The sequence below is a fragment of the Virgibacillus salexigens genome, assembly GCF_000723585.1.
GTDB classification, from domain to species: Bacteria; Bacillota; Bacilli; order Bacillales; family Amphibacillaceae; genus Virgibacillus; species Virgibacillus salexigens.
In genome coordinates, this window is record NZ_CCDP010000002.1 from 880276 (window position 1) to 902304 (window position 22029).

At 38.0% G+C, this 22029-nt stretch carries 26 protein-coding genes; 8 read left to right on the forward strand and 18 right to left on the reverse strand.

All coding sequences use genetic code 11. The annotated features are described in order from the left end of the window. Positions 1–2: 2 nt before the first annotated feature. Complete coding sequence (locus BN990_RS17200) at positions 3–1031, reverse strand: serine hydrolase domain-containing protein (RefSeq protein ID WP_101953565.1); 1029 nt, start codon at positions 1029–1031, stop codon at positions 3–5. Positions 1032–1064: 33 nt separating this feature from the next. After that, positions 1065–2396, reverse strand: a complete 1332-nt coding sequence (locus tag BN990_RS17205) for an NAD(P)/FAD-dependent oxidoreductase (RefSeq protein ID WP_038245872.1) — start codon at positions 2394–2396, stop codon at positions 1065–1067. A 169-nt stretch (positions 2397–2565) separates the two neighbouring features. On the opposite strand from BN990_RS17205, the gene BN990_RS17210 reads away from it, so the two are divergent. Further along, entirely contained in the window at positions 2566–3093 is a 528-nt protein-coding gene (locus BN990_RS17210; RefSeq protein WP_021290469.1) for a DinB family protein, read from the forward strand. A gap of 54 nt (positions 3094–3147) precedes the next feature. Here the strand turns inward: BN990_RS17210 and BN990_RS17215 are convergent, their stop codons facing one another. The 5 genes from BN990_RS17215 to thrS all read right to left on the reverse strand — a co-directional run bounded on the left by BN990_RS17215 (position 3148) and on the right by thrS (position 8017). Then, complete coding sequence (locus BN990_RS17215; RefSeq protein WP_038245873.1) at positions 3148–4017, reverse strand: putative RNA methyltransferase; 870 nt, start codon at positions 4015–4017, stop codon at positions 3148–3150. Beyond that, the gene (gene erm / locus BN990_RS17220; RefSeq protein WP_051739263.1) at positions 3986–4885 is read right to left on the reverse strand and encodes a 23S ribosomal RNA methyltransferase Erm; all 900 of its coding nucleotides are present in this window, start codon (positions 4883–4885) and stop codon (positions 3986–3988) included. Before erm ends, BN990_RS17215 begins: the two co-directional genes overlap by 32 nt. A gap of 318 nt (positions 4886–5203) precedes the next feature. Beyond that, positions 5204–5248 (reverse strand): erythromycin resistance leader peptide, encoded by a 45-nt coding sequence (locus tag BN990_RS23645; RefSeq protein ID WP_126410072.1) that lies wholly within the window; start codon positions 5246–5248, stop codon positions 5204–5206. 96 nt (positions 5249–5344) lie between these two features. After that, positions 5345–6076, reverse strand: a complete 732-nt coding sequence (locus tag BN990_RS17225) for a class I SAM-dependent methyltransferase (protein WP_038245874.1) — start codon at positions 6074–6076, stop codon at positions 5345–5347. 27 nt (positions 6077–6103) lie between these two features. Beyond that, complete coding sequence (gene thrS / locus BN990_RS17230; protein ID WP_038245875.1) at positions 6104–8017, reverse strand: threonine--tRNA ligase; 1914 nt, start codon at positions 8015–8017, stop codon at positions 6104–6106. A 742-nt stretch (positions 8018–8759) separates the two neighbouring features. On the opposite strand from thrS, the gene BN990_RS17235 reads away from it, so the two are divergent. The 3 genes from BN990_RS17235 to BN990_RS22690 all read left to right on the forward strand — a co-directional run bounded on the left by BN990_RS17235 (position 8760) and on the right by BN990_RS22690 (position 10022). After that, positions 8760–9215 carry a hypothetical protein gene (locus BN990_RS17235; RefSeq protein ID WP_038245876.1) on the forward strand — a complete coding sequence of 152 codons (456 nt, stop codon included), beginning with the start codon at positions 8760–8762 and terminating at the stop codon, positions 9213–9215. 100 nt (positions 9216–9315) lie between these two features. Further along, positions 9316–9483: a hypothetical protein gene (locus BN990_RS22685; RefSeq protein WP_021290464.1), complete on the forward strand. Its 168-nt coding sequence runs from the start codon at positions 9316–9318 to the stop codon at positions 9481–9483. A gap of 104 nt (positions 9484–9587) precedes the next feature. Then, positions 9588–10022, forward strand: coding sequence for a hypothetical protein (locus tag BN990_RS22690; RefSeq protein ID WP_148530724.1), 435 nt, complete (start codon positions 9588–9590; stop codon positions 10020–10022). Between the two features lie 37 nt (positions 10023–10059). On the opposite strand, the gene BN990_RS17245 is transcribed toward BN990_RS22690, so the two are convergent. Further along, on the reverse strand, positions 10060–10914 hold the full coding sequence (locus BN990_RS17245) for a DUF72 domain-containing protein (RefSeq protein WP_021290463.1): 855 nt from the start codon (positions 10912–10914) through the stop codon (positions 10060–10062). A gap of 145 nt (positions 10915–11059) precedes the next feature. On the opposite strand from BN990_RS17245, the gene BN990_RS17250 reads away from it, so the two are divergent. Continuing rightward, positions 11060–11245, forward strand: coding sequence for a hypothetical protein (locus BN990_RS17250; RefSeq protein WP_021290462.1), 186 nt, complete (start codon positions 11060–11062; stop codon positions 11243–11245). Positions 11246–11256: 11 nt separating this feature from the next. After that, a complete protein-coding gene (locus tag BN990_RS17255) occupies positions 11257–11511 on the forward strand; it encodes a spore coat protein (RefSeq protein ID WP_038245877.1) in 255 nt (84 codons plus the stop codon). A gap of 86 nt (positions 11512–11597) precedes the next feature. On the opposite strand, the gene BN990_RS17260 is transcribed toward BN990_RS17255, so the two are convergent. The 4 genes from BN990_RS17260 to BN990_RS17270 form a co-directional block, all read right to left on the reverse strand. Further along, the gene (locus tag BN990_RS17260) at positions 11598–12524 is read right to left on the reverse strand and encodes a S66 peptidase family protein (protein ID WP_021290460.1); all 927 of its coding nucleotides are present in this window, start codon (positions 12522–12524) and stop codon (positions 11598–11600) included. Positions 12525–12878: 354 nt separating this feature from the next. Continuing rightward, on the reverse strand, positions 12879–13295 hold the full coding sequence (locus tag BN990_RS17265; protein WP_148530725.1) for a hypothetical protein: 417 nt from the start codon (positions 13293–13295) through the stop codon (positions 12879–12881). Between the two features lies 1 nt (position 13296). Next, positions 13297–13425 carry a hypothetical protein gene (locus BN990_RS23405; protein WP_267903324.1) on the reverse strand — a complete coding sequence of 43 codons (129 nt, stop codon included), beginning with the start codon at positions 13423–13425 and terminating at the stop codon, positions 13297–13299. Between the two features lie 134 nt (positions 13426–13559). Continuing rightward, complete coding sequence (locus tag BN990_RS17270) at positions 13560–14039, reverse strand: DinB family protein (protein ID WP_038245879.1); 480 nt, start codon at positions 14037–14039, stop codon at positions 13560–13562. Between the two features lie 770 nt (positions 14040–14809). Between BN990_RS17270 and BN990_RS17275 the strand changes: the two genes are divergently transcribed. Next, positions 14810–15625, forward strand: coding sequence for a C40 family peptidase (locus BN990_RS17275; protein WP_081856167.1), 816 nt, complete (start codon positions 14810–14812; stop codon positions 15623–15625). A gap of 104 nt (positions 15626–15729) precedes the next feature. Here BN990_RS17275 and BN990_RS17280 read toward each other — a convergent pair whose 3' ends face one another. Then, complete coding sequence (locus BN990_RS17280; protein WP_021290455.1) at positions 15730–15996, reverse strand: hypothetical protein; 267 nt, start codon at positions 15994–15996, stop codon at positions 15730–15732. Positions 15997–16359: 363 nt separating this feature from the next. Here BN990_RS17280 and BN990_RS17285 point away from each other — a divergent pair, with 363 nt between their 5' ends. After that, positions 16360–16608, forward strand: a complete 249-nt coding sequence (locus BN990_RS17285; protein WP_021290454.1) for a hypothetical protein — start codon at positions 16360–16362, stop codon at positions 16606–16608. A gap of 65 nt (positions 16609–16673) precedes the next feature. On the opposite strand, the gene BN990_RS17290 is transcribed toward BN990_RS17285, so the two are convergent. The 5 genes from BN990_RS17290 to gudD all read right to left on the reverse strand — a co-directional run bounded on the left by BN990_RS17290 (position 16674) and on the right by gudD (position 21993). Next, the gene (locus BN990_RS17290; protein WP_038245881.1) at positions 16674–17084 is read right to left on the reverse strand and encodes a GNAT family N-acetyltransferase; all 411 of its coding nucleotides are present in this window, start codon (positions 17082–17084) and stop codon (positions 16674–16676) included. A gap of 387 nt (positions 17085–17471) precedes the next feature. Beyond that, positions 17472–17702, reverse strand: coding sequence for a DinB family protein (locus BN990_RS23540; protein WP_308436513.1), 231 nt, complete (start codon positions 17700–17702; stop codon positions 17472–17474). 213 nt (positions 17703–17915) lie between these two features. Then, positions 17916–19454, reverse strand: coding sequence for a galactarate dehydratase (garD, locus tag BN990_RS17300; protein WP_021290451.1), 1539 nt, complete (start codon positions 19452–19454; stop codon positions 17916–17918). 89 nt (positions 19455–19543) lie between these two features. After that, on the reverse strand, positions 19544–20614 hold the full coding sequence (locus BN990_RS17305; RefSeq protein ID WP_021290450.1) for an Ldh family oxidoreductase: 1071 nt from the start codon (positions 20612–20614) through the stop codon (positions 19544–19546). A 38-nt stretch (positions 20615–20652) separates the two neighbouring features. Continuing rightward, positions 20653–21993: a glucarate dehydratase gene (gene gudD / locus BN990_RS17310; protein ID WP_021290449.1), complete on the reverse strand. Its 1341-nt coding sequence runs from the start codon at positions 21991–21993 to the stop codon at positions 20653–20655. Positions 21994–22029 lie beyond the last annotated feature (36 nt).

A 22029-nucleotide genomic window follows, 5' to 3' on the forward strand; every position in this document is an offset into this window, starting at 1 on the left:
CATCAATGGAGCTGCTTTAAACGTAAGTTATTTTCTAGTTCTTTCATAAGATGAAAAGATCCATTTGAAGTATTGGAACATGCAACGAAAGTAATAGCATTATCTGGATAATAAGCGGAATGAAAATTCACCCCAGGATCATACCCCATCAAATGATACTTTCGTATGGATTCTCTACTTTTCTCAATCCAAATACCATAACCATAGAAAGAGTTCTCGTTTTCATGAACATGTGGTGTTAGTAATTTTTTTGTATAATCAGCATTTAATAATTCGTAATTCATTAATGCATCCCAAAGCCTTTCCATATCATCAACCGTAATAAATGCTCCTCCATCAGCCCCCCCTCGTATAGGTAATGAATACATATTTGTACGCCATGTTCCATCAGGTTCATCAATATACCCTAGAGCAGTCTGGCTTGGTAATGAGTCAAATGAAAAGTAACCCGAATGATACATATGAGCTTTTTTAAAAATATGTTCTTCTATATATTGCGTAAACGATGTTCCGGTTACTTTTTCCACGATAAGACCAAGTAATATATAGCCGGTATTATTATAATGGAACCTTTCTCCAGGCTGCATTTTCATTGGCTGTTGTTGAAATAATGGAATAAAATCACATAATTGGCGAAATTGATACATTGGATTTTCTTCCCACAATTCTTCAAAATCTCCCATCACTTCCTCATCAAAATAATCAGGCACCCCCGACGTATGTGTCAGTAAATGATGCACCGTAATTCCATTCGTCCATGGCAATTCAATATCTAAGTAATCTTGAATATCGTCATGAAAGGATAACTTCCCTAATTGAATAAGTTGACAAATGGCAATAGCAGTAAAGAGCTTACAACCAGATGCAATTCCAAACCTGGTGTTCACTTCATTTGGTAATTCTTCTGAACGATTCCTATAGCCAGAACTTAATTTTATGGATGGTTGTCTACCCTCACGTACCAACAATGCACCTGAATAGTTCATTTGTTTGGTTATATATTGAAACCTTTTAGTTACGTTTTTATTCATCATGTACCCCCCCTTAATTGTTTTATTCGTTAACTAGACTTTCCTCGATTGCTTCTTACTTGTTAAGATGGCATTACCTACGCTAGGGTGGAATAGATGCGTCGGAGGCTCCATTAAATTCATAACCTTCACTAGCCGTAAATATATTTCTGGATCGACAGCGGATAGCTCATAAACCTTTCTACTGTACCATTGCTTAAATGGCAGAATAACGGATCGATCCCCTTTAATGTCGGGGTGACGCAATACCTCTGTAGTTGCCATATCCCATGGCGTTGCTATCACTTTGGCGATAGCACGATGAAATTCCCTACCAAACTTACGATTAAACGTTCTCGTTTCTACTAAGCTTTCTTGTAAGGCCAAAGCCTCCATTGCAGCTACAGAAATCCCTTGTCCAAAGACAGGATCAAAGCGGCAGTGGGCATCGCCTATTACCAACAATCCGGCTGGAAGATTTACTAGATCAAATCTCCGCCTTACTTGATAAGGGATCTTATGAATATTTATTTTAGAAATGGGATCCGCTTTTGCTAAAAATTTCGTAACTTCAGATGTTGGCAGTTTTTTTGCATACGCCTGAAACGCATTTTCCGTTTTTGGAGGCTGTTCATTAGCATAACCACTAAATGTTACTGAAAATCGCTCTCCTTCAACCGTTTGAATAAAAGCTCCATAAGGGTTTTCTGGAAAACTTGGGGATATTAACATATTACACCAATCCAGTTCTTCATGATGATGTAAACGGAAATACCTTGTGGCGTAAAACAGCTTAATCGCGACTTTTTCTTCCACTACATTTACTCGAAACGGCTTCAACCAATTCATTACGTTTGAACCGAATCCACTAGCATCAACTACTAAATCAGCTGTCATATTTTCTTCCTCGTTTGTTTGCAATGAACGAACATTAACACCGATGACTTGGTTATAACGTGAATTTGCCAACAGCCGGTCCACCCGCATCCCATATTTGGTTTCAATATTAGCTATGTTATTAATTCGTTGTTGCAAGTGCCATTCCAGCATTGGTCGACTTTGTTGAACCATTACTAATTCGCCGGTAAATCGCTGTTTCCATGCTCCAAAGTGATGCCACTTTAGATCCCTTGTAAAGTTCGTTATAATTCCGCCATCCGCAATTAATTCATCAAGAAAACGAGGAAATAATTCCTCTATTGCTTCTTCTCCCCCCTTTAGCAGCACATGTGGATGATATGTTTGCGGAACTCTCTTTCTTGGTGTTTTCTCATCCCATCTTGGACCAGTTTCTAGGATAATTACTTCTCGGAAAGATGTGGATAAGGCCTTCGCAGCCAATTTTCCAGCAATACTTCCACCAATAATAATTGCTCTTTCTAACATGCTTTTCCTCCCCTTCCTCGAATCTCCGTTCACCCATCCTTTATTTATATCCAGTATACGGTAATTGATTGTTTTTTGAAATAACATATTATTTCGAAATATCACCCTATAGCTAACATCATCATGATATACTAAATGTATCAAGGCGATCTCTTAAGGGAGTGATGGAATGCAATTTTCATTAAAAGGGGCTCTCGAGGTTCTAGATAACACCCCACAAGCACTGGATTGTTTATTATCCAACTTATCTCATGGTTGGTTACAATGTAACGAGGGAGATAGGACGTGGAATAGTTATGAGGTAATAGACCATCTTATTGAAAGTGAAAAGCATAACTGGATTCCTCGATTAGAAGCTATTCTCCATGGAGATGAACATGCACCTATTCCACCATTTGATCGGTATGCTCATTTAAATAAAGATACGAATAACCCAATTCAACAAAAACTTATGGATTTTAAAACGCTTCGTGCGCATAACTTATCTAGACTAGAAACCATTCCTTCGCTTGAATCGCATCTGGACGCCATAGGCTTACATCCAGTCTTTGGCGAAGTAAAGTTAAGCGAGTTACTATCTACATGGGTAGTCCATGATCTAACCCATATCGCTCAAATAGTACGAGTCATGGCAAAGCGATATCAAAAAGACGTTGGTCCTTGGCAAGCCTATTTAGGGATACTAACGAATAAATAAGCAAAAAACATACACCCACTAAGCGAGTAGGTGTATGTTTTTTTACTCTAGTTTCTAATTATTCCTACCAATGAGAATATCCAAATCAATCGTAATCTCTGCTGACTCCTGCTCTGTAAATGACTGAATACGCTTTGGATCGGCCGACCAAGCAAGTGGAGTCATTCGTACCAAGTCCTGTAGTACCGTTTGGTTCAATTTATGACGATACGTTAAGGGGATGCGTTTAGTTGTTTCAAAATGGTCTTGAAATAGGCTCACCACTTCATCCTTATTGTTCATCTCTCGCTTCTCACTCTTCATAAGAACTTCTCTCAATTCGCTTAAATAGTTATTACGAGGCACTACCTTAATAATAAGGCCATTAGAAGCCACCAACCGTTTAAACTCAACGTAATTCGATGGCGAAAGGATATTTATTACTACATCAAATACATTTTTTTGGAAGGGAGCATTCGCAAGATTTCCCACCACCCAAATCGGGTCTATATAATTTTTAGCTGCTTGCAATATGCCTTCTTTAGCAATATCCAAGCCAATGCCCACTAATGAACGATCCAATCGACCTTCCATTATCTGGTGTAGATGCGATCCTTCACCACAGCCAACGTCTAATATGGTGATGGTTTCTTTATTCAGACGTGACAGAATTTCACTTATACGTTGATGCAAAAGCTGAAATAACTCAGTTTCTCCAACTACATGCTGCCTTGCTTCAAACAACGTTTTATCATAGTTACTTTTGATTGGCTGCTTCATTAAGTTAAGATAGCCTTGTTTCGTAAAATCAAACGTATGATGATGGACACAAGTCAAGCTCTTCCATGCTTCCACCTGCATCTTTGTACCACAATGCGGGCATCTAAATATATCACTCCATTCAGATACAAGTTCAGCGCTTTTTATTTTTTTGCTTTTTGTCATGATAAGCACCTCGTTTGCTTTTTCGTTTACTTGGCTTCGGCCAGAGCGGACGAGCAACATACTGTTTCATTGTAGTAAACAGGATAGACCATTGTAATTCCGTTAATAATCCAATTGGTGTCTCTTTATGAATTCCCAAGTTTCTTTTTAAATGCTTGATTTGAGGTGGAGTAAATATCGGTCGTAAAACCATTTGAAACTCCAATTCCGGTCGTCTTAATGCATATTCTGCGAGTCCATAAAAAGCTAAATAATCATTTGTAGAAAGAAACGATTCTTTTTTTCTAATTATCACCAGCATCGCAGAGTCCACGCTAGGCGGGGGAGAAAAATGGTATCTAGATATATCTTTATAATAGGAAATAGTAAACCACATACGCCAAATTAGTACATATGCATCCTTAATAAACTTAGAAGGAAATCGTTTTGCTGCACCTTTCTCTATGACGAGTACTCCCCTTTGAAAGGCACTTGATGGGTGGTTAAGGAGCAATTTCATAATCGGTGTTGTAATTGCATATGGAATACTAGAAACAACAATAAAGTTTTGACTTGGTAATTGAATTTTTAAAATGTCTTCATGAATATTTTTCGTATTTGAACCATTCTTTGTTTTTTCCTTTAAAATAGATACAAATCTCTGATCATATTCGACAGCGATTACTCTCCTAGCTTTTTTGCTTAAAATTGTTGTTAGAGCACCCTCCCCCGCTCCTAACTCCAGTACGCTATCTTCCTTACTTATATTCGCCTGTTTAACCATTTCATTAATGATAGGCTTATGATGAAGTAAATGCTGACCTAAATAATTTGGTGGTTCACCATTACTTAATTTTTTCCGGCCATATTTATGAATCCGCTTTGTCATTTTCCTCTTCCTTTCTAAAAAATCACAGGCAACTGCCTGTGATCAGAGTAAAAAGGAAAAGAAGTACGTAAGACGTGACAATCATTTGGATGTCCCCAACCATACAACTTCGTTGAAATCAATGAACATCCATTCAAAGGTTCATTCAATCGATAAATTTGTTGTTTTTTTAAACGTACATACTTTAGAAACATAGAAAAAGAAAGGCAAAACGAGTCACCTTTCAGTCAGCAGTACGATATAAATAAAATTATTAAAAAAAGACAGACTGATCCCGTTTACTCTGCATCAACAAACAGAGCCTCTGAACGCATTTAATTACTGGTTCAAAGCTGGGAAACGAAGTCTCATAAAATGTGTCAATTTTTAATAATCCTCCTTTATTTGTCATCTAGTTGTCATTATAAATAGCTTGATAGGAAAAGTCAAAATCAAGTTTTGACCTCTACCCAGTAGATGCTACTGTTTCTCAGCAGCTACTAACAGAAACATTGGTCTTCTTATTTCATCTTCCATCCCCTGTTTATCTAGCATTCCTGAATGAGGCTTTGGTTCCGAGACCTTCGTTACTCGAAAGCCTGCTTTAATTAAATCATTCATATAGGTTGAAATCGTTCGGTGATATTTCTCCACATTTTCTGTTAAAAACATTGTATGTCGTATGCCTTCGGTTTGATAATTATCGACCGGCCAATGCAAGCGATTTCCATCTGAATCATAATACCAATCCTGAGCAGATTGGGATGTGAAAATCGGATGCTCTACAGAAAAAACAAATGCTCCGCCACGCTTCAGCAATTGAAATACTTTATAAAAAACAACATCGATTGTTTTCACATAATGAAATGCTAAGGAGCTTATTACGATATCAAACGAATCGGGTGCAAATTCGATATCTTCAATAGCTGTTCGCTTATAGGTAATCGAATGGTGTTTCGTTTCTTCGCGGGCACGTTCGAGCATCCGTTCAGAAATATCCACTCCTACCACTGCACGAGCTCCTTGTTCTTTAGCATAGCGGCAGTGCCATCCAAAACCGCATCCTAGATCAAGCACACGCTTTTCTCTCATATTTGGAAGCATCTGCTGAAAAACCGGCCACTCACCAGTAGCTTCTAATCCACCTATCGAACGTGGCATCTTCTTATATTCATTAAAAAATAGAACGTCATCATATTTATTCTGTTTCATAACTTCTTCCTCCCTAATAAATGACTATCACAGTCTTTTCATCACCTTTTCACAAATATGATCTACAAAACGACCTAACTTCCAACTCGTGGATTGCTGTTCACTATAGTGCCGAACATTGACGGTTCTATTCTCCATTTCTTTATCTCCAAGCACCAACATAAACGGAATCTTTTTCAGCTGCGCTTCTCTAATTTTATACCCTAATTTTTCATTTCGATTATCTATTCCCACCCTTATTCCTAATGCTTCTAGTCTAGCTTGAATATAGAAGCAATACTCTAGATGTACCTCTGAAATAGGAAGTATTTGCGCCTGCACTGGGGCTAGCCATACAGGAAATGCTCCCGCGAAGTGTTCAATCAAAATCCCTAAAAACCGATCAATAGAACCAAAAATAGCGCGATGAATAACAACGGGACGTATCTTTTCATTATTTTCATTAACATAAGATAAATCGAATTTATTTGGCATTTGAAAGTCCAACTGAATTGTCGCACATTGGTGACTTCGATTTAAAGCATCTTTAATATGGAAATCGATTTTTGGCCCATAAAAAGCCCCATCGCCAGTATTAAGCTGGTAATTTATATTCAAATCCTTCAGTACATGAATTAATGCTTTTTCAGCTATTTCCCAAAGATGATCCTCTCCTAGAGAATGGTCTGGCCGGGTAGATAGTTCTACAGTATAAGAAAAACCAAGGGTATTATAAACTTGATCTATTAGGTGAAACACCTGCTTGATCTCGTCTTCTATTTGATCTTCCCGCACAAAAATATGAGCATCATCCTGACAAAAAGAACGTACACGAAACAGCCCATTCAAAGCTCCACTAAATTCATGGCGATGTACTTGACCAAATTCAGCCATTCTAAGTGGTAGATCACGATAAGAATAAAGACTATTTTTAAACACTAACATATGTCCTGGGCAGTTCATTGGTTTCATCGCAAAACTTATACCATCTACTTCCGAGAAATACATATTTTCATGATAATGGTCCCAATGTCCAGTTTCTTCCCAAAGACGTTGATTCATCATTAGCGGTGTGCGTACCTCTTTATAACCTGCCTTATCTTGTAATTCTCGTAAAAATGTCTCTAACTCATTTCGAATAATTTGGCCATTTGGCAAATAAAACGGCATCCCGGGTGCCTCTTCTGAAAACATGAAGAGCTCTAGTTGCTTCCCTAGCTTCCGATGATCCCGTTTACTTGCTTCTTCTAAGAAAAGAAGATGGCTCTCTAACTCGGAACGCTTATGAAAGGCAGTACCGTATACACGTTGGAGAACCTGATTTTGATTATCTCCGCGCCAATAGGCACCTGAAATATGCGTCAATTTAAAAGCCTTAATGAACCCAGTATGTGGTAACTGGGGACCATGAGAAACATCAATGAATTCTCCTTGCTTATACAGTGTTATTTCTCCATCTTTCGGAAGCTCTTGTATTTCTTCTAGCTTATATAATTCTCCCCTCTCTTTGAACAATTGAACAGCTTCTTCGTAGGATAAAACCTTGCGTTTAAATTCTAGCTTTTCTTGAATAATGTTTTCCATTTCGGCTTCAATCTTTTTTAATTCATCTAAAGGAATGCTCTGATGAATCTGAAAATCATAATAATATCCATTGTCTAAGACAGAACCAGTTCCTAATTTAACATTGAAATAACACCTTTTCACCGCTTGCGCTAAAACGAGTACTGTAGAACGCCTCAATACCTCTAATGCTTCCTCAGAATTGGTTGTAAGAAGAGATACAGATGCATCTCTCTCAATACGATAACTTAGATCAACTAATTTGCCATCAACTTTTCCTACCACTGTTTTTTTTCGTAAACTTTGACTAATGGACGATGCAATTTCTGATAACTGTATACCTTTTTCATATTTCTTCTCTTTTCCATCGGGAAATTGAATGTGAACGAATTTCTCCATTTTATTCGTCCTCCTTTATAAAATAATTTAATAAAAAACACACCCATCCTTAAAACAAAGGACGAGTGCGTAACCCGTGGTTCCACCTAATTTTCCAATAAAACTTAAATTGGCTTTATATGCCTTAACGCAGCTAACGGTAATTGGATACTATGGTTCCCCAATACAGCTTCCGAGGTGGTAAATGATTATCTTTCGTTAGGAAGTTCCCAGCATCTCTTTCCCTCTCTAGTAACGAGTGACAATCATCCATGTCCCCTTCCTTGCATTTCTTGATATAAACTTTTGTAGTATTAAAAAAACACATGCATCCCAAAACAAGGGACGAATGTGTTGATCCGTGGTTCCACCCATTTTCCCAACCGACAAGCTATGCCGATTGACTTATGGTCCTTTAACGCAGGCTTTACGATAATGGTTACTTGATTTCTCCAATACTGCTCACAAGGTGGTAAGTTACTTTGCTAGGATAGGAAGTTTCCAGCATCCTCCCCTCTCTGCTAACCATCAAAAGTAACCCATGTCCTGTTCATCGCTTCTTTAACGTTTTTATTTTTATATATCCTACACTATTCGTCCATAAAAAACAAGGGTGATTTATACAATACCGCAGAAATTTTTAAAACAACTAACAAGTATTAGATTACTTGCATAGACTTACATTGATGTAAAAACAGAAAGCTGTTTAGTTAGGTGTCCCAACATGAAACCAACTGATAGCAACTTGCAAAGGAGAAAGAGAATGAAAAAGATCGGTTTATTTATTGCCTGCTTATTCCTGATTACTTGTATTGGGTGTATGAAATCTGATGAATCCAAAGTGGAGGACCTTGTCACAAATTATTACCAAGGGTTGAAGGAAGGCAACTATGAAGCATCATTACAATTATTAGGAGAAGAATATCTTGATTTTATTGGAATGACAAAAAGAGAGGTTATTGACGAGTTTGAATTCGCTGAGAAACAAGGGAATAGCGTTTCAGAAATAGCCGTCGTTTCCGTTAAAGCATTAGATAAAGCTAGCTTAAGTGAAGAAATTCCGCTTCCTTTACAAGAACGAATAACAGATAGTGAACACTATCTGGTTAAAGTCAATGCAACAAGAGAAGGTGGCGCGGAATTTTTGGATTTTGTACTTCTCGCCTTGATAGATGGAGAATGGCAAATTCGTGGCATTGCAAGTACAATAATAAATTAAACAACATAATGGTCTTTCTCCATTCTAAATATAAGTAAAGTACGTTTAGCCTTTTTGTATAAAAGGACTGTATACCATTTAACAAAAGGAGGAAGACCATTTGAATCCACCAATTGGAATAACAATCCGTAATCTGATCTTTCTTATTCTTACACTTAGTATTAATTATTCAGTCGGCTCAAATGTAGGACGTATCGCTGATCAGCAGGATACACTTATTCAACCAGCTGGCTACGCTTTTTCCATTTGGGGAATCATTTATATATGATTGGTTATATGGGTAATTAAAGGATTCTTTGCTAAACCTGATAATCAACCTCTTTATCATTCGATGAAAACCCTCTTTCCTGTTAACCTTTTGTTAAATGCAGCATGGATTCTTACGTTGAGTATATATTCCTTTCTACTATCATTATATTCCTATTATTAATTTCGCTTATTCAGATGTATCAACGAGTAACCTCTAATCCGAATAGCACCTTTCTTGATTACGCGCCTTTTGCTATTTACTTTGGTTGGGTTTCTTTAGCAAGTATTGTTAACTTATTTACATACTTGGTACGTAACAATCTCTGGCCTATTTTAAGGATAAGTGAATTAGGATGGACAATCCTTACATTAATTATCGTAAGTATAATCACTCTTCTAGTTACAGTTCGTAAATCTGATTTCTTATACCCGCTTGTGTTTATATGGACCTTTATTGCTATTTATGTCAAAGCTCCGTATGAGTTGCTGCAGTGGGTGTTAGTCGCTTGCAGTATACTGGTTGGCATCGGCATATTGATTGCAGCTAAAACGAAATGAAGTAAACCGAGACGATAATGTCGCGGTTTTGTTTACATTAAAATAGATCCAATTGTTTTGGAGATAGTCCCTTGTACTCTATTCCAAGCAATTCCTGCAATTCTTTTGCGTTTCCTGCAGCATCTCCACCAGAATTATTATTAAATACAATAATGATATCTTTTGAATTCTTACTAAGCTCGGTAATTCGCTGTTTCCATTCCAATAATTCTTGTTGATTATATTTATATAAATAACGGACATCCCGCCAGTTGGTTTCAGCGCTGCTTGGTTTGTTCCAACCGTGTATATTGCGGCCATGCATTCGAATAAGTGTCTTCGAGGAGTTAGTGGCAACTGGTACACATGGGACTGATCCATTACCAGCCTGCGGTTCATCAGCTATGGAGTGAATCCAGCCTTCTTCTTTCATAAATGATAATGTACTATTTCGGAAGCGCTCATGAAACCAAGATTGATTTCTGAATTCTAAGGCAACTGGTATATTTCCCATCATTTGTTTACAATAACGAAGGTACGTGACATTGTCTTTATTGCATTCAAACCAAGGCGGGAATTGAAATAAGACCATTGCTAATTTATTAACACGTTGATATGGTGCCAAAGAATCTTTAAACGCTTGGAACATCTCCTGCTTTGTCTCAAACGGGTCTTCTTCTCCCCTCTGATGTCCTGTCATACCTTGATATGCCTTGACAACAAATCGAAAGTTCTCTGGTGTCTCACGTACCCATTTTTCTGCGTTACGTACAGGCTGAACTGCATAAAAAGAAGCATCTACTTCAACTACAAGAAAATGGCTGCTGTATTCTGAAAGTTTATCTTTTGATTTCAATTGATCAGGGTAGAGTGAATAATGATCCCCCCAACCAGTCAATCCTATGTAAATCATTATGAACCCTCCTGCCAATATAATAGCACAAGAGGAATTGCAAAATGAATAACAAAAATTCAGCAAGAGCTATACCTTTGCCACTGCATATTCCTCATTAAAATGGAAAAACTAGGCTTTACTAATATGGAAAGGAGCTTGTGCCATGAACCAACTAACACAAACAGAGTTGGAAAACCTAAGAAAGATGATTGGTGAGCATGGGATGATCGCTAATAAATTAGAGACTTATGCTGAATCTGCAATGGATCCAGAATTGAAGTCCATTCTGCTGAGAGATGCGCAATCTGCTAGACAGGCACAACAGCAGTTATTACCATTTTTACAATAGGAGGAAGATAGATGTTACAAGATAAGGATATTGTGAACGATTACTTAAATGGCTTAAATGCAAGTTTAAAAAGCTATGCTGGTTACATTAGTGAAGCAAACAATCCGGGACTACGACAAACCCTAATTAATTTAAGAAATGGCGATGAGTCAAGACAACGAACTGTATACAGCTATGCAACACAACACGGGTTTTATAAGCCGCCACAAGCGGCAACACAACAAGAAATCCAGCAGGTTCAATCAGAACTATCTGCTGGTCAATAATCAGTTGGAGTATCGAATAATCCATTGATTTTCGATGCTCCGTCTCTACATTTATTCGATCTCCAAATGGCTCATTTAATCGTTATTTAAGGTAAAGTAATGGTAGGTTCCATTACGGTCAGCCTATTATTCACTGTATCCAAATTTGCCGTTGCACCAATTGGAATCGCCGCTTTATATATACCATGAGCAGTAGCAACATTCGTCATTAACGGTTTACCTAATGGCACCACAAAGTTATTAATAAAGTCCTCATATGTTACCCCATAGGCTGTTGGACAATTTGTACATTCTCCTAATACAATGCCAATACAATCATCGAACTTACCAGCTAACTTTAGTGCATTCATGTACCGATAAACAGTATTTATCGGTTCATGCGTCTCCTCAAGTAGTAGTATTTTACCTGTTGTATCAATTTCATAAGGGGTTCCAAGCGTATCGACAAAAGAGGTGAGATTCCCACCAACAATTGGGCCTGTAACATTTCCGCTTACCCTGCTTACTTGCGGCAACTGGGGAGGATTTTGAATTTGTCTTTGAGGAGACCAAAGTGATGTTGCATTGAAAAATTGATCATAATTGTAACTCGGCGTACTCAAAGAAAAATCAATAAGCATAAGACTTTGTAATGTGATTAAATTGCTATTCTGTGCTAATACATTTAATAAAACAGTAATATCACTATATCCACTAATTAATTTTGGATGATCCTCAATAAACGAATAATCGAGAAATGGAAGTATCCCCGCAACTCCTACGCCACCTCTAGTAGGCAATATCAATTTCACTTGTTCATCGGAAAACATATCCATAAGATCCATGGCACGTTCTTCGTCCGTACCTGCAAGGAAGCCATTCTCTGCATAAACTTGTTGTCCTAATACGACTTGAAAGCCGAAGTTTTGTAAGGTATTTATTCGATCATTAATGATATTTGCAGCTAAAGGACTACCTAAAGTTACAATGCCGATCGTATCGCCTTGTTGCAAAATGGGTGGCTTAATTGCCATTATGGAACCTCCTCACAAATAATCTCTCTTTCATCTTATTCGTGGGCGATTAATTTGTTACTTAAGAGCAATTGCTCAAGTAGGCGCTACTAACCGTCACAAGGGCATATGTGCGACAAAGTCTCTTTATCGTAATGAGATAAGGGATGCTTCACTAGGCGCTGTTCGCTAAGCAGGATGCAGCTAGATACTTGGTTAATTAGCCACTGTCGTAAATTTTATTATTTGTGAGAAAATAAAAAGAGACTCCCGATCAGACGAGAGTCTGCACTGCTTAGAAATTACTTTCAAGCTTGGGAGCTATTCGATGCATTGTAGCTTGTTCATAAGCGTATGCCACCAACTAATTCTGCCTCACTCCACATTTTCCCCAAAAAGCCAAAGCAAAGGGTGAACCATTGTATAATAGCCAGCCGGCACTGTAATTAATGGAAGGCCGCTAATGTTGATTTCCGGGATTGTTGTTGATGCTACCTGTTCTGCTTTAATACCAGGAATAGCTTCCGACATTTGCGGATAAACAAAACCATCTAATCCCACCTTATTTAACACCATGTTTATCATGTGAAGTAGTTTTTCTTTTATTTCTTGAAATTGCGTTAAGTTTAGAAGTGAGCCATGGTGTACGTTAGCTGCTTCTTCATTTACAAAATCATGAACCATCCCCAGTGGCCCATCGACCGTCCAAGGAATAATCCCACTACGATGAAAGACATTGGCCATGGTTAGTGTTTCATCGTCCGGATTCAAATGTTTTATGTATTGTTCCAAGTCATAGAAAAAAGTTTCCATTCCTTGAAATGGGTGAACCTTCTTCATACCATAGCATTAATTGTTCCACCGTCACTTCTTCCAAAAGACTACTATTTGCAATGGATGAGAAGACTGTACTATCCTTCAAACTGGTATCTCCTTTCCTTTTCCCTATTAATAGATAGAATACAAAATGTTTGTCTATGCTTTCATTTTATAGTGAAGGAACGTAACTGCAATTATCTTGTAAGTTAATCTAACAGAGTTTTTCATATAAACTATTTACTTATCAAACAACCCTCTTCGAATGAAGTTTGCCGTAATAGGCTTCCTCTCGATTTCACGTGACCAAACCGAAAGTTGTCCAATATGATGTATTTCATGTGCGATTACATGGCGCATTACCTCTCCATAATAAAATATTTCCTGTTCACCTTTCGCATTAACGTCTTCAAGTAATACCCATTCCAAATCACTTGTCCAATTCTCCACAAAATGGTTAACCTCTGGATGATAGTGGTCCGATAGCTGCTTTACTTTATCCAAGCTCGCATAATCTAGCAAGGATGGTTCTATTGGCTCTGGTTTTCCTTGCAACAAGGCAACCCAACTATACTCTACATCTACAATATGCAGTAAAGTATGGAGTATATTTCCGATGCCACCCACCCTTCTCTTTAATAGCTCTTGTTCGGACAACGATTCACACCAGGTAAGCCACTCTTTCCGTACTTGCCAATTATATTCAAACAACTTCTTCATCCTATTTCCTCCTTATTTAAAAGCTCCACTACAAATTAAATTTAAAAAACCCTGTCAGATATTCTTACAACATTACTGCATATAGGCCTTTAAACTCGTAAGATAAAGATACTTCCATAATCCTTTTCGATGGTTCCATTGTTTTTCACTCGGAAAAAGTCTGGTCCCAGAAAAGTGATACTATCCTAAATCCCCACTTGGGAGAAGAGATCCAGTCAAGTGTCCATTCTTGCTGGATCTCTTTATTTTTTGTTTTTTTATATGCATCTGTTGATGATGTTTATTAAGCTGCGTTGACACGGCCATATTCATTTGACACAAAAATAGAATCTTCCTCCTTTACCATCTACTTATCCATTTTTGCGTGTTGTTATCATATAGTAATTGATTCCACCCCGTAAGCTAAAAATCCTTTAAAAAGATACACGTGAAGTTGGAAAAGAAAGGAAACAAACTGCCACGAATGTTTCTTGACGGTATGAAATTCGTAAAGATCCTAACATGAATGTAATATGAACAACGGAGGAAGGCATGAAAATAATGGAGATATTTCCTTCATTTCTATGAAAATAGTTCCTTTTTTACTTTTATTTTTGATGTCATTTATTAAAATAATTTGTTATTTCTCCTTAATCACTATGTTATCTCACTGATATTTTTATGTGATACATTACAGATAGTTAAAAAATATGATGGAATTTGTCGAATCATATTTCATTGATTTTTACTAGTTAGATAGTAGAGTTAATAAAGGCAAAGGAGGAATTATGTTGGCACAGACCAATCACAAAGCAAGAAAATATGTACTTTCTACAGCATTTGTTACTTCCTTGGCTCTTACTCCTATTTTTAGCGGGAGTGTTTTTGCCAATGCAGGAGCTGGTGCTTCGGAAGGAGATTTAACCATTAGCGAGAGCAATATCCCTAATGTAGAACAGCAGGAAGATACTTCATCAAATGAGGCATCACTCATTCAGCGCGGGGATGTGAGTGAATCTGTAGAAGATGTACAAGCATTGCTACAAGACCAAGGCTATTATACATATACAGTTGACGGCATTTTTGGTCCAATAACCGAACAAGCGGTAAGAGATTATCAAGCAGATCAAGGTTTACAAGTTGATGGTATAGTAGGTCCAAATACTTCTGAAGCAATGGGATTATCAGGAAGTGAATCTTCCAATGATCTAACGATTACAGAGTCTGGGGATAATTCTGATATTCAAGCTGATATCGTTGCTGCTGCAGAAAGTGTAATAGGAACTCCTTATGTATGGGGAGGAACCACTACGGACGGAATGGACAGCAGTGGATTTATTAACTATGTGTTTGACCAAGTGGGTATTGATGTTTCACGTACACATAGTGAAATGTGGCAAAACGATGGTGTCCATGTAGATGCTCCAAGTGTTGGAGATGTTGTATTCTTTGAAGGTACCTATGAAACAGAAGGTGCATCTCATAGTGGAATCTATATTGGCGATAATCAAATGATCCATGCTGGAAATGATGGGGTTAGCGTAGCAGATATCAGTATCGATTACTGGAAAAACCACTATATTGGCGCTAAGTCTATTACAGAATAATTGCCAATAAAAACATAATAATACAAGTGCAAACGTGTTGCACTTGTATTTTTTCTTATTATTGAAAGCTGTCTACGAATGTAGACAGCTTTCTATCTAAATAATTATTGTTGTTGATTTTGTTGAATTTGCTGTGCCTGCTGTTGAGCTTGTTGCAATTGCTGCTGCACCTGTTGGAAATTAGGATCCTGCTGTGCATTAGCTCCTGCTTGGTTTTGTGCATTTTGCAACGTTTGCTGCGCCTGCTGTAACTGCTGTTGAGCTTGTTGTAATTGTTGCGGATCTGCACTAGCTTGTGCCTGTTGAACAGCTTGTTGCGCTTGTTGTGCCTGTTGTTGTGCTTGTTGTAGCTGTTGGTTTTGTTGTGCCACTATAAAAACCTCCTAGAAATTTTTGTTGCTTATGCAACTCATTCTTACCGTTTGCAATAATAGCATATTTATACATTAACTTTATATTTTTCTAATTTATACATCATTTTACAAACTTAGAAGGTCCAAGATTAGAAAAAGTTAAGAGGTTAAGCTCATTAGAGGCTAATGTAACTCGTGTGTTATTTTATACCATTTATTGTATTTTAATAACACACCCATCTTATCCTTTACATTTCTATCCCCAAAATATTCCACATACGAATAGACTTGCTAGTTTTTCCTTTCTATGAAAACGGGTATGTAATAAGAAGAGATGATATTAGAATATCGATTCATCCATTCAAGGAGAGGATGACAACAATGAAAAAACGAAAAAAAATCATGCGTGCCGTGAAATTTACAGGTGCAACTATTTTAATTATTGGTATTGCGATCTTTTTATATGGATTTTTCATCCATAAAGGAAGCTCTTTCACAGGAATTGGTATTGGAACAGTAATGGGAGCTGTATTTATCTTTATTATGGGAATCTTTTTTGTAGCTACAGAGGAAACATTGAAAGAACGATTTGTAAAACTGAAAACGAAAATCAAACGACCTAAAAAATAGAATCGTGTTTCCGATATTCTCTGGTTAACTCAAAAATCCTGCTGTAAACAGCAGGATTTTCTTTGCTAATTTATCTTAGCAAATGCTATAGCACTACCCCTATCACAAGATTGAAAACCATTTTTCTCATAAAAATATCTTACATCAGGCGCCTCTTCAGTCAAAAGAACCTTTTGGCGTACATGTTGATACTTCTTCAAGATCATTTGCATTAATTGTGTGCCAATGCCTTGTTTCTGGTAGGCAGTTAATACTAGTAGGTCTTGAATATAAATAATGGTTAACCTATCTCCGATCGCACGAATTAGGCCAACTAACTGTTCCCCATCCCAAGCAGAAATCACTTCTTCTGATTGCAGTAAAGCTTGTTGAAGAAGAGGTATATCCTTCGTATATGCCGTCCAATGTACATCATTATATAAACAAATTAATGGTTCTTTATCAATTGTTTTATCATGTTTATACGTTATAACCAATTTACATTCCTCCTCAATTAGTTAGTTTGAAGAGTTTAATCGCAATTTTACCACAGTAGTCCCCCCTTCCATTAACGAATAATGATCAAAGGCTAATTCAATAAAAATTGACAGCTCATTTACATAACAATACCACGCATAACCATATTTATTGCTCCTTTAACCATTCATAACTCATTGTACGATTAACCATTTGTAGGCTCCCGCCTTACTTCAGACATTTTTTAATATCCATAATCGCTTGTAAGTGCATTCCTTCATGAAAAATCGTTCGAATTAAAACTTGCTCAATCGTTTTCACCCCCATATCGATAGGAGGGAATTCTACTCTAAGTCTTTGACCATATATTTTTTTGAGGATTGCAGGCTGGTTTTCAAGCAATGATATCAACGCTTGAATGTTGGGGTATCCGTGGTGAAATCACTGGGGGATGTCCCAAATCCAAACCAAGAATTAACTAGTGTTGTTGTTTCACTCTGTTCTTTTGTTAAAGCTTCAATCCAAAGAAATTGATCAAGATATATATGACCAAGATTCCAGCGGATATTGTTATTGAAATTTTCGGGTATGGCTTCAGCATCATCCCGGGTGACGTTTTCAGGTAACGGATAAAACATCTGAACGATAAGTTTGTAACTGGTTAAATAATATCTCAGAACTTGTATCTGTTCCCATGGACCTGAGCTCCTTCCTATATATTCAATGTTCGACAGTCCTACTTAATAACCCTTTATATCTTCAGTATCAATGTTTGTTACAAACAAAAAAAGGTGACCTTCTGCGGTCACTTCAATAAAATATATATCATTGCTATGAATGATCCAACTAACCTACGTGATTGGTGCTGGATTGAATAGGCTCAAGTCATTTTGAATCCCCCAATGCTCTGCCCAAGTTTGTTTACGGCCACTAGCTACATCCAATATAAAATGGAAAAGTTCCCAGCCAACCTCTTCGATTGTAGCATCTCCAGTTGCAATTCGCCCCGCGTTGACATCTATTAAGTCATCCCATTGATTCTTCAACGCATTCCGTGTAGATACCTTAATGACAGGTGCCATCGCTAATCCATAGGGTGTACCACGGCCTGTCGTAAACACTTGAAGGTGCATTCCAGATGCTAGCTGCAATGTCCCGCAGACAAAATCACTGGCAGGTGTAGCTGCGAAAATTAATCCTTTCTTTGTTGCCTTCTCTCCTGGTGCTACAACATCGGTGATTAGGCTGCTTCCTGATTTAGCAATCGATCCGAGAGACTTTTCAACGACATTAACAAGACCACCTTTTTTGTTTCCCGGGGAAGGATTTGCACTTCGATCTGCCATCCCCTTTTGTAAATACGTATCATACCATTTCATTTCATCGATTAACGCTTGTCCAACCTCTTTATTAACAGCACGTGGAGTTAATAAATGGACAGCGTCCCTAACTTCCGTCACTTCTGAAAACATTACGGTTGCACCAGCACGTACTAACAAATCTGCGGCGTATCCTACAGCAGGATTTGCCGTCACCCCAGAGAAAGCATCACTACCTCCGCACTGCAACCCCACCACTAAATCGGAAACTGGACAGGTGACTCTCTCTCGTTGGTTTAACTTTTGTAAGCGCTGATCTGCCATCTTCATAATGGCGTCTATCATCTTTGTAAATCCCTTTTGATCTTGCAAGGATAGAATGTTGAGCTGTTTGTCATCCGCTTGAATAAGCCGATCAGGCAATAGTTTTTCACATCCTAATCCTACAACCATGACTTCGCCTCCAAAGTTTGGATGGGTTGACATATTTTGAAGTGTGCGTATTGGAATCTCAGATTCGGGTGCATTAATGGCAACTCCACAACCATAATTGTGGTTAAGTGCTACTACATCATGAACATTCGAATATTTAGGTAACAATTCTTGTTTAATTTTTGCTACTGCATAATCCAAAACACCAACCACACATTGAACACTTGTTGTAATTCCGAGGATATTTTTAATTCCAGCGCTTTCATTATTATTGCGATATCCTTCGAAAGTATAGCCTTCTAAGGGAGGTTGTTCTTCAAGTTTCCTTGTTGCGATTGGCAAATCATCTAGTTTAGGAGGAGACGGCAACCTAACCAAGGTTTCCTTTACCCAACTTCCTTTTTTAATAGAGACTGCTGCATAGCCAATTATTTCTCCGTAACGAACAATCGCTTCATCTTTATCTAAATCGGTCAAAGCTACTTTGTGTCCTTCCGGTATAAACTCTTGGATTCGAGATCCATTAAAGAATGCAGCTCCTTCTTTTACCCCTCTTGGATTTACAATTGTCGCAACATTATCTTTATCATTCAACCTAATATAAAGCGTTGTTTCTTTTTTTAAATTATTTAATGACATGGCTAATTCACCCTTTCTAATTTAAAGCATTCCCTCTTTTATTTAGCAGGTACAATAATATACCTGTTCCATGTCTTAGTCTCATTTAATCAGCGGATGGTGTCGTTCCGTTTTCCTTCATAATCTCGAATGTCCACCCCGCAATCAGCCCCTACTTTTTTGATATCATCATAGACTTCCTTTGATAAGTCGATGCCATTTTTACGTTTTGTTTGCTCCATCTTATGCTCAATTTCACCTGGAATGAATATCTCATCGATTCCTTCAACTGCTGGCGATAATTTAATTTCATCAATCATTTGATTAATGCGTCGTTTAAATAATTTAGCTGGCATGAAGGTATTGATATCAATCAACTGAAAGAAATGCCCGACATTTTGTGGTTTATCAAAGTCACCATAAATATTCTTGATATGGGGGCCAAACCCTGCACCGGTTAGCACCCCACTCATAATGTCAATCATCATTGCAATCCCATATCCTTTCGGCCCACCGAATGGCAAAACAGTCCCTTTGAGAGCAGAATTAGAATCAGTGGTCGGCTGACCTTTATTATCAATCGCCCACCCAGTTGGTATATCTGTTCCGTTCTGAGCAGCCATAATGATTTTCCCTCTTGCAACTACACTCGTTGCCATATCCAATATGATTGGTTCTTTCTTGCCTGTAGGAATTGCAAAGGTATATGGATTGGTCCCAAAGTACGGTCGGACCCCACCCCAAGGAGCCATTGTTGAAGGTGCATTTGACATTGCAAAAGTTATCATATCTTCTTCAACACCTTGTTTTACAAAATACGCTCCAGCACCAAAATGGCTTGATCTAGTAACACCTATATGAACCCCACCGTTTTTCTTTGCTTTTTCAATGCCGATTTCGATTGTTTTTTGCCCAATTACTTGACCCATCCCATCGTCCCCATCAACCAAAAGAGTTGAATTATTATCTTGGATCACCTTGATATTTGGACGAGGATTCACCGCACCTTCTTTCAAACGCTTCACATAAATCGGAACTCTCGTGACTCCATGAGAGTCCACACCTCTCAAGTTAGCAGCAACCAGACTATCTGCAACCGTATGACTATCTTTTGACGATAATCCGACTGTTTTAAAAATATTTTCCACATAGTGAATTAATTGGTCCTTATTAAAATTCAAAATGAAGCCCTCCGTATTTCATATTCAGTCATCTGAAATTATCTAACCATGCTAGGACGCTTTGGGTCATACTCCCAACTAGGAATGAGGTATTGCATTGCAACAGAATCATCTCTAGTATCCAACTTCATTTCATCATGAAGCCTATGTGCATTCTTTATTTGTTGCATATCTACCTCTACTCCAAGTCCTGGCTTGTTTGGAACAGTCACATGGCCTCCTGAAATACGAAAAGGCTCCTTTGTAAGGCGTTGACCATCCTGCCAGATCCAATGTGTATCAATTGCTGTTATCTTACCCGGAGCTGCTGCTGCGACATGCGTAAACATTGCTAATGAAATATCAAAGTGGTTATTAGAATGAGAACCCCAGGTTAATCCCCAATCATTACAAATTTGGGCAATCCGTACCGATCCTTGCATCGTCCAAAAATGTGGATCGGCAAGCGGGATATCAATAGAATTTAACTGAATCGCATGTCCCATTTGCCGCCAATCAGTGGCAATCATATTCGTTGCAGTCGGTAATCCTGTATACCGTTTAAATTCCGCCATTACCTCTCTTGCGGAATAACCGTTCTCCCCACCACACGGGTCTTCTGCATAAGCCAATATTCCATCTAGATCCCTGCATAAGTCAATTGCTTCCTTAAGCGACCACGCTCCATTGGGATCAAGCGTTATACGAGCATCAGGAAAACACTCGGCCAATGCACGAACTGCTTTCATCTCTTCTTTTCCATCTAATACACCACCTTTTAACTTAAAATCCTTGAATCCATATCGTTTTTCAGCAGCTGTAGCCAAATTGACGATCGCCTCCGGTGTCAATGCTTCTTCATGACGGAGTCGTAGCCACTCTTCTTCTTCATCCCTTGCACCGATATATGGCAGATTCGTTTTATTTCGATCTCCTATGTAAAATAAATAACCTAACATTTTTACTTTATCTCGTTGTTGGCCTTCTCCTAACAATGCAGCGACTGGTACGTTGAGATGCTTGCCTAGCAAATCAAGTAAAGCTGCCTCTAATGCCGTTACAGCGTGAATTGTAATACGTAAATCAAATGTTTGTTCCCCTCTGCCGTAGACGTCCCGCTCAGCAAACGACTCTTTTACCTTCTTGAGCAAATTATTATAATTACCGATTGAGCTTCCAATAACCAACTTTTCTGTATCTTTTAATGTTTTACGAATCCCTTTACCTCCGGGAACTTCTCCAACCCCTACATTACCGGCGCTATCTTTCAGGATAACAATGTTCCTTGTAAAAAATGGACCATGTGCCCCGCTAAGATTTAACAGCATACTATCATGCCCTGCAACAGGGATAACAGACATTTCCTCGATGGTAGGAGTCATCTGCATTACCGAATTCATTCAATCCTCTCCAATCTTTCCAAGTAAAATCAGTTT

What these genes read in the sequence shown, in the direction of transcription:
- BN990_RS17250 (WP_021290462.1), top strand. Translation starts at nt 11,060, where the DNA reads ATGAACCAACTAACACAAACAGAGTTGGAAAACCTAAGAAAGATGATT.
- BN990_RS17255 (WP_038245877.1), top strand. Translation starts at nt 11,257, where the DNA reads ATGTTACAAGATAAGGATATTGTGAACGATTACTTAAATGGCTTAAAT.
- BN990_RS22690 (WP_148530724.1), top strand. Translation starts at nt 9,588, where the DNA reads ATGGATTCTTACGTTGAGTATATATTCCTTTCTACTATCATTATATTC.
- BN990_RS17200 (WP_101953565.1), bottom strand. Translation starts at nt 1,031, where the DNA reads ATGAATAAAAACGTAACTAAAAGGTTTCAATATATAACCAAACAAATG.
- BN990_RS17260 (WP_021290460.1), bottom strand. Translation starts at nt 12,524, where the DNA reads ATGGCAATTAAGCCACCCATTTTGCAACAAGGCGATACGATCGGCATT.
- BN990_RS17210 (WP_021290469.1), top strand. Translation starts at nt 2,566, where the DNA reads ATGCAATTTTCATTAAAAGGGGCTCTCGAGGTTCTAGATAACACCCCA.
- BN990_RS17205 (WP_038245872.1), bottom strand. Translation starts at nt 2,396, where the DNA reads ATGTTAGAAAGAGCAATTATTATTGGTGGAAGTATTGCTGGAAAATTG.
- BN990_RS17235 (WP_038245876.1), top strand. Translation starts at nt 8,760, where the DNA reads ATGAAAAAGATCGGTTTATTTATTGCCTGCTTATTCCTGATTACTTGT.
- gudD (WP_021290449.1), bottom strand. Translation starts at nt 21,993, where the DNA reads ATGAATTCGGTAATGCAGATGACTCCTACCATCGAGGAAATGTCTGTT.
- BN990_RS17215 (WP_038245873.1), bottom strand. Translation starts at nt 4,017, where the DNA reads ATGACAAAAAGCAAAAAAATAAAAAGCGCTGAACTTGTATCTGAATGG.
- BN990_RS23540 (WP_308436513.1), bottom strand. Translation starts at nt 17,702, where the DNA reads ATGTTTTATCCGTTACCTGAAAACGTCACCCGGGATGATGCTGAAGCC.
- BN990_RS17270 (WP_038245879.1), bottom strand. Translation starts at nt 14,039, where the DNA reads ATGAAGAAGTTGTTTGAATATAATTGGCAAGTACGGAAAGAGTGGCTT.
- BN990_RS17245 (WP_021290463.1), bottom strand. Translation starts at nt 10,914, where the DNA reads ATGATTTACATAGGATTGACTGGTTGGGGGGATCATTATTCACTCTAC.
- garD (WP_021290451.1), bottom strand. Translation starts at nt 19,454, where the DNA reads ATGTCATTAAATAATTTAAAAAAAGAAACAACGCTTTATATTAGGTTG.
- BN990_RS17285 (WP_021290454.1), top strand. Translation starts at nt 16,360, where the DNA reads ATGAAAAAACGAAAAAAAATCATGCGTGCCGTGAAATTTACAGGTGCA.
- erm (WP_051739263.1), bottom strand. Translation starts at nt 4,885, where the DNA reads ATGACAAAGCGGATTCATAAATATGGCCGGAAAAAATTAAGTAATGGT.
- BN990_RS17225 (WP_038245874.1), bottom strand. Translation starts at nt 6,076, where the DNA reads ATGAAACAGAATAAATATGATGACGTTCTATTTTTTAATGAATATAAG.
- thrS (WP_038245875.1), bottom strand. Translation starts at nt 8,017, where the DNA reads ATGGAGAAATTCGTTCACATTCAATTTCCCGATGGAAAAGAGAAGAAA.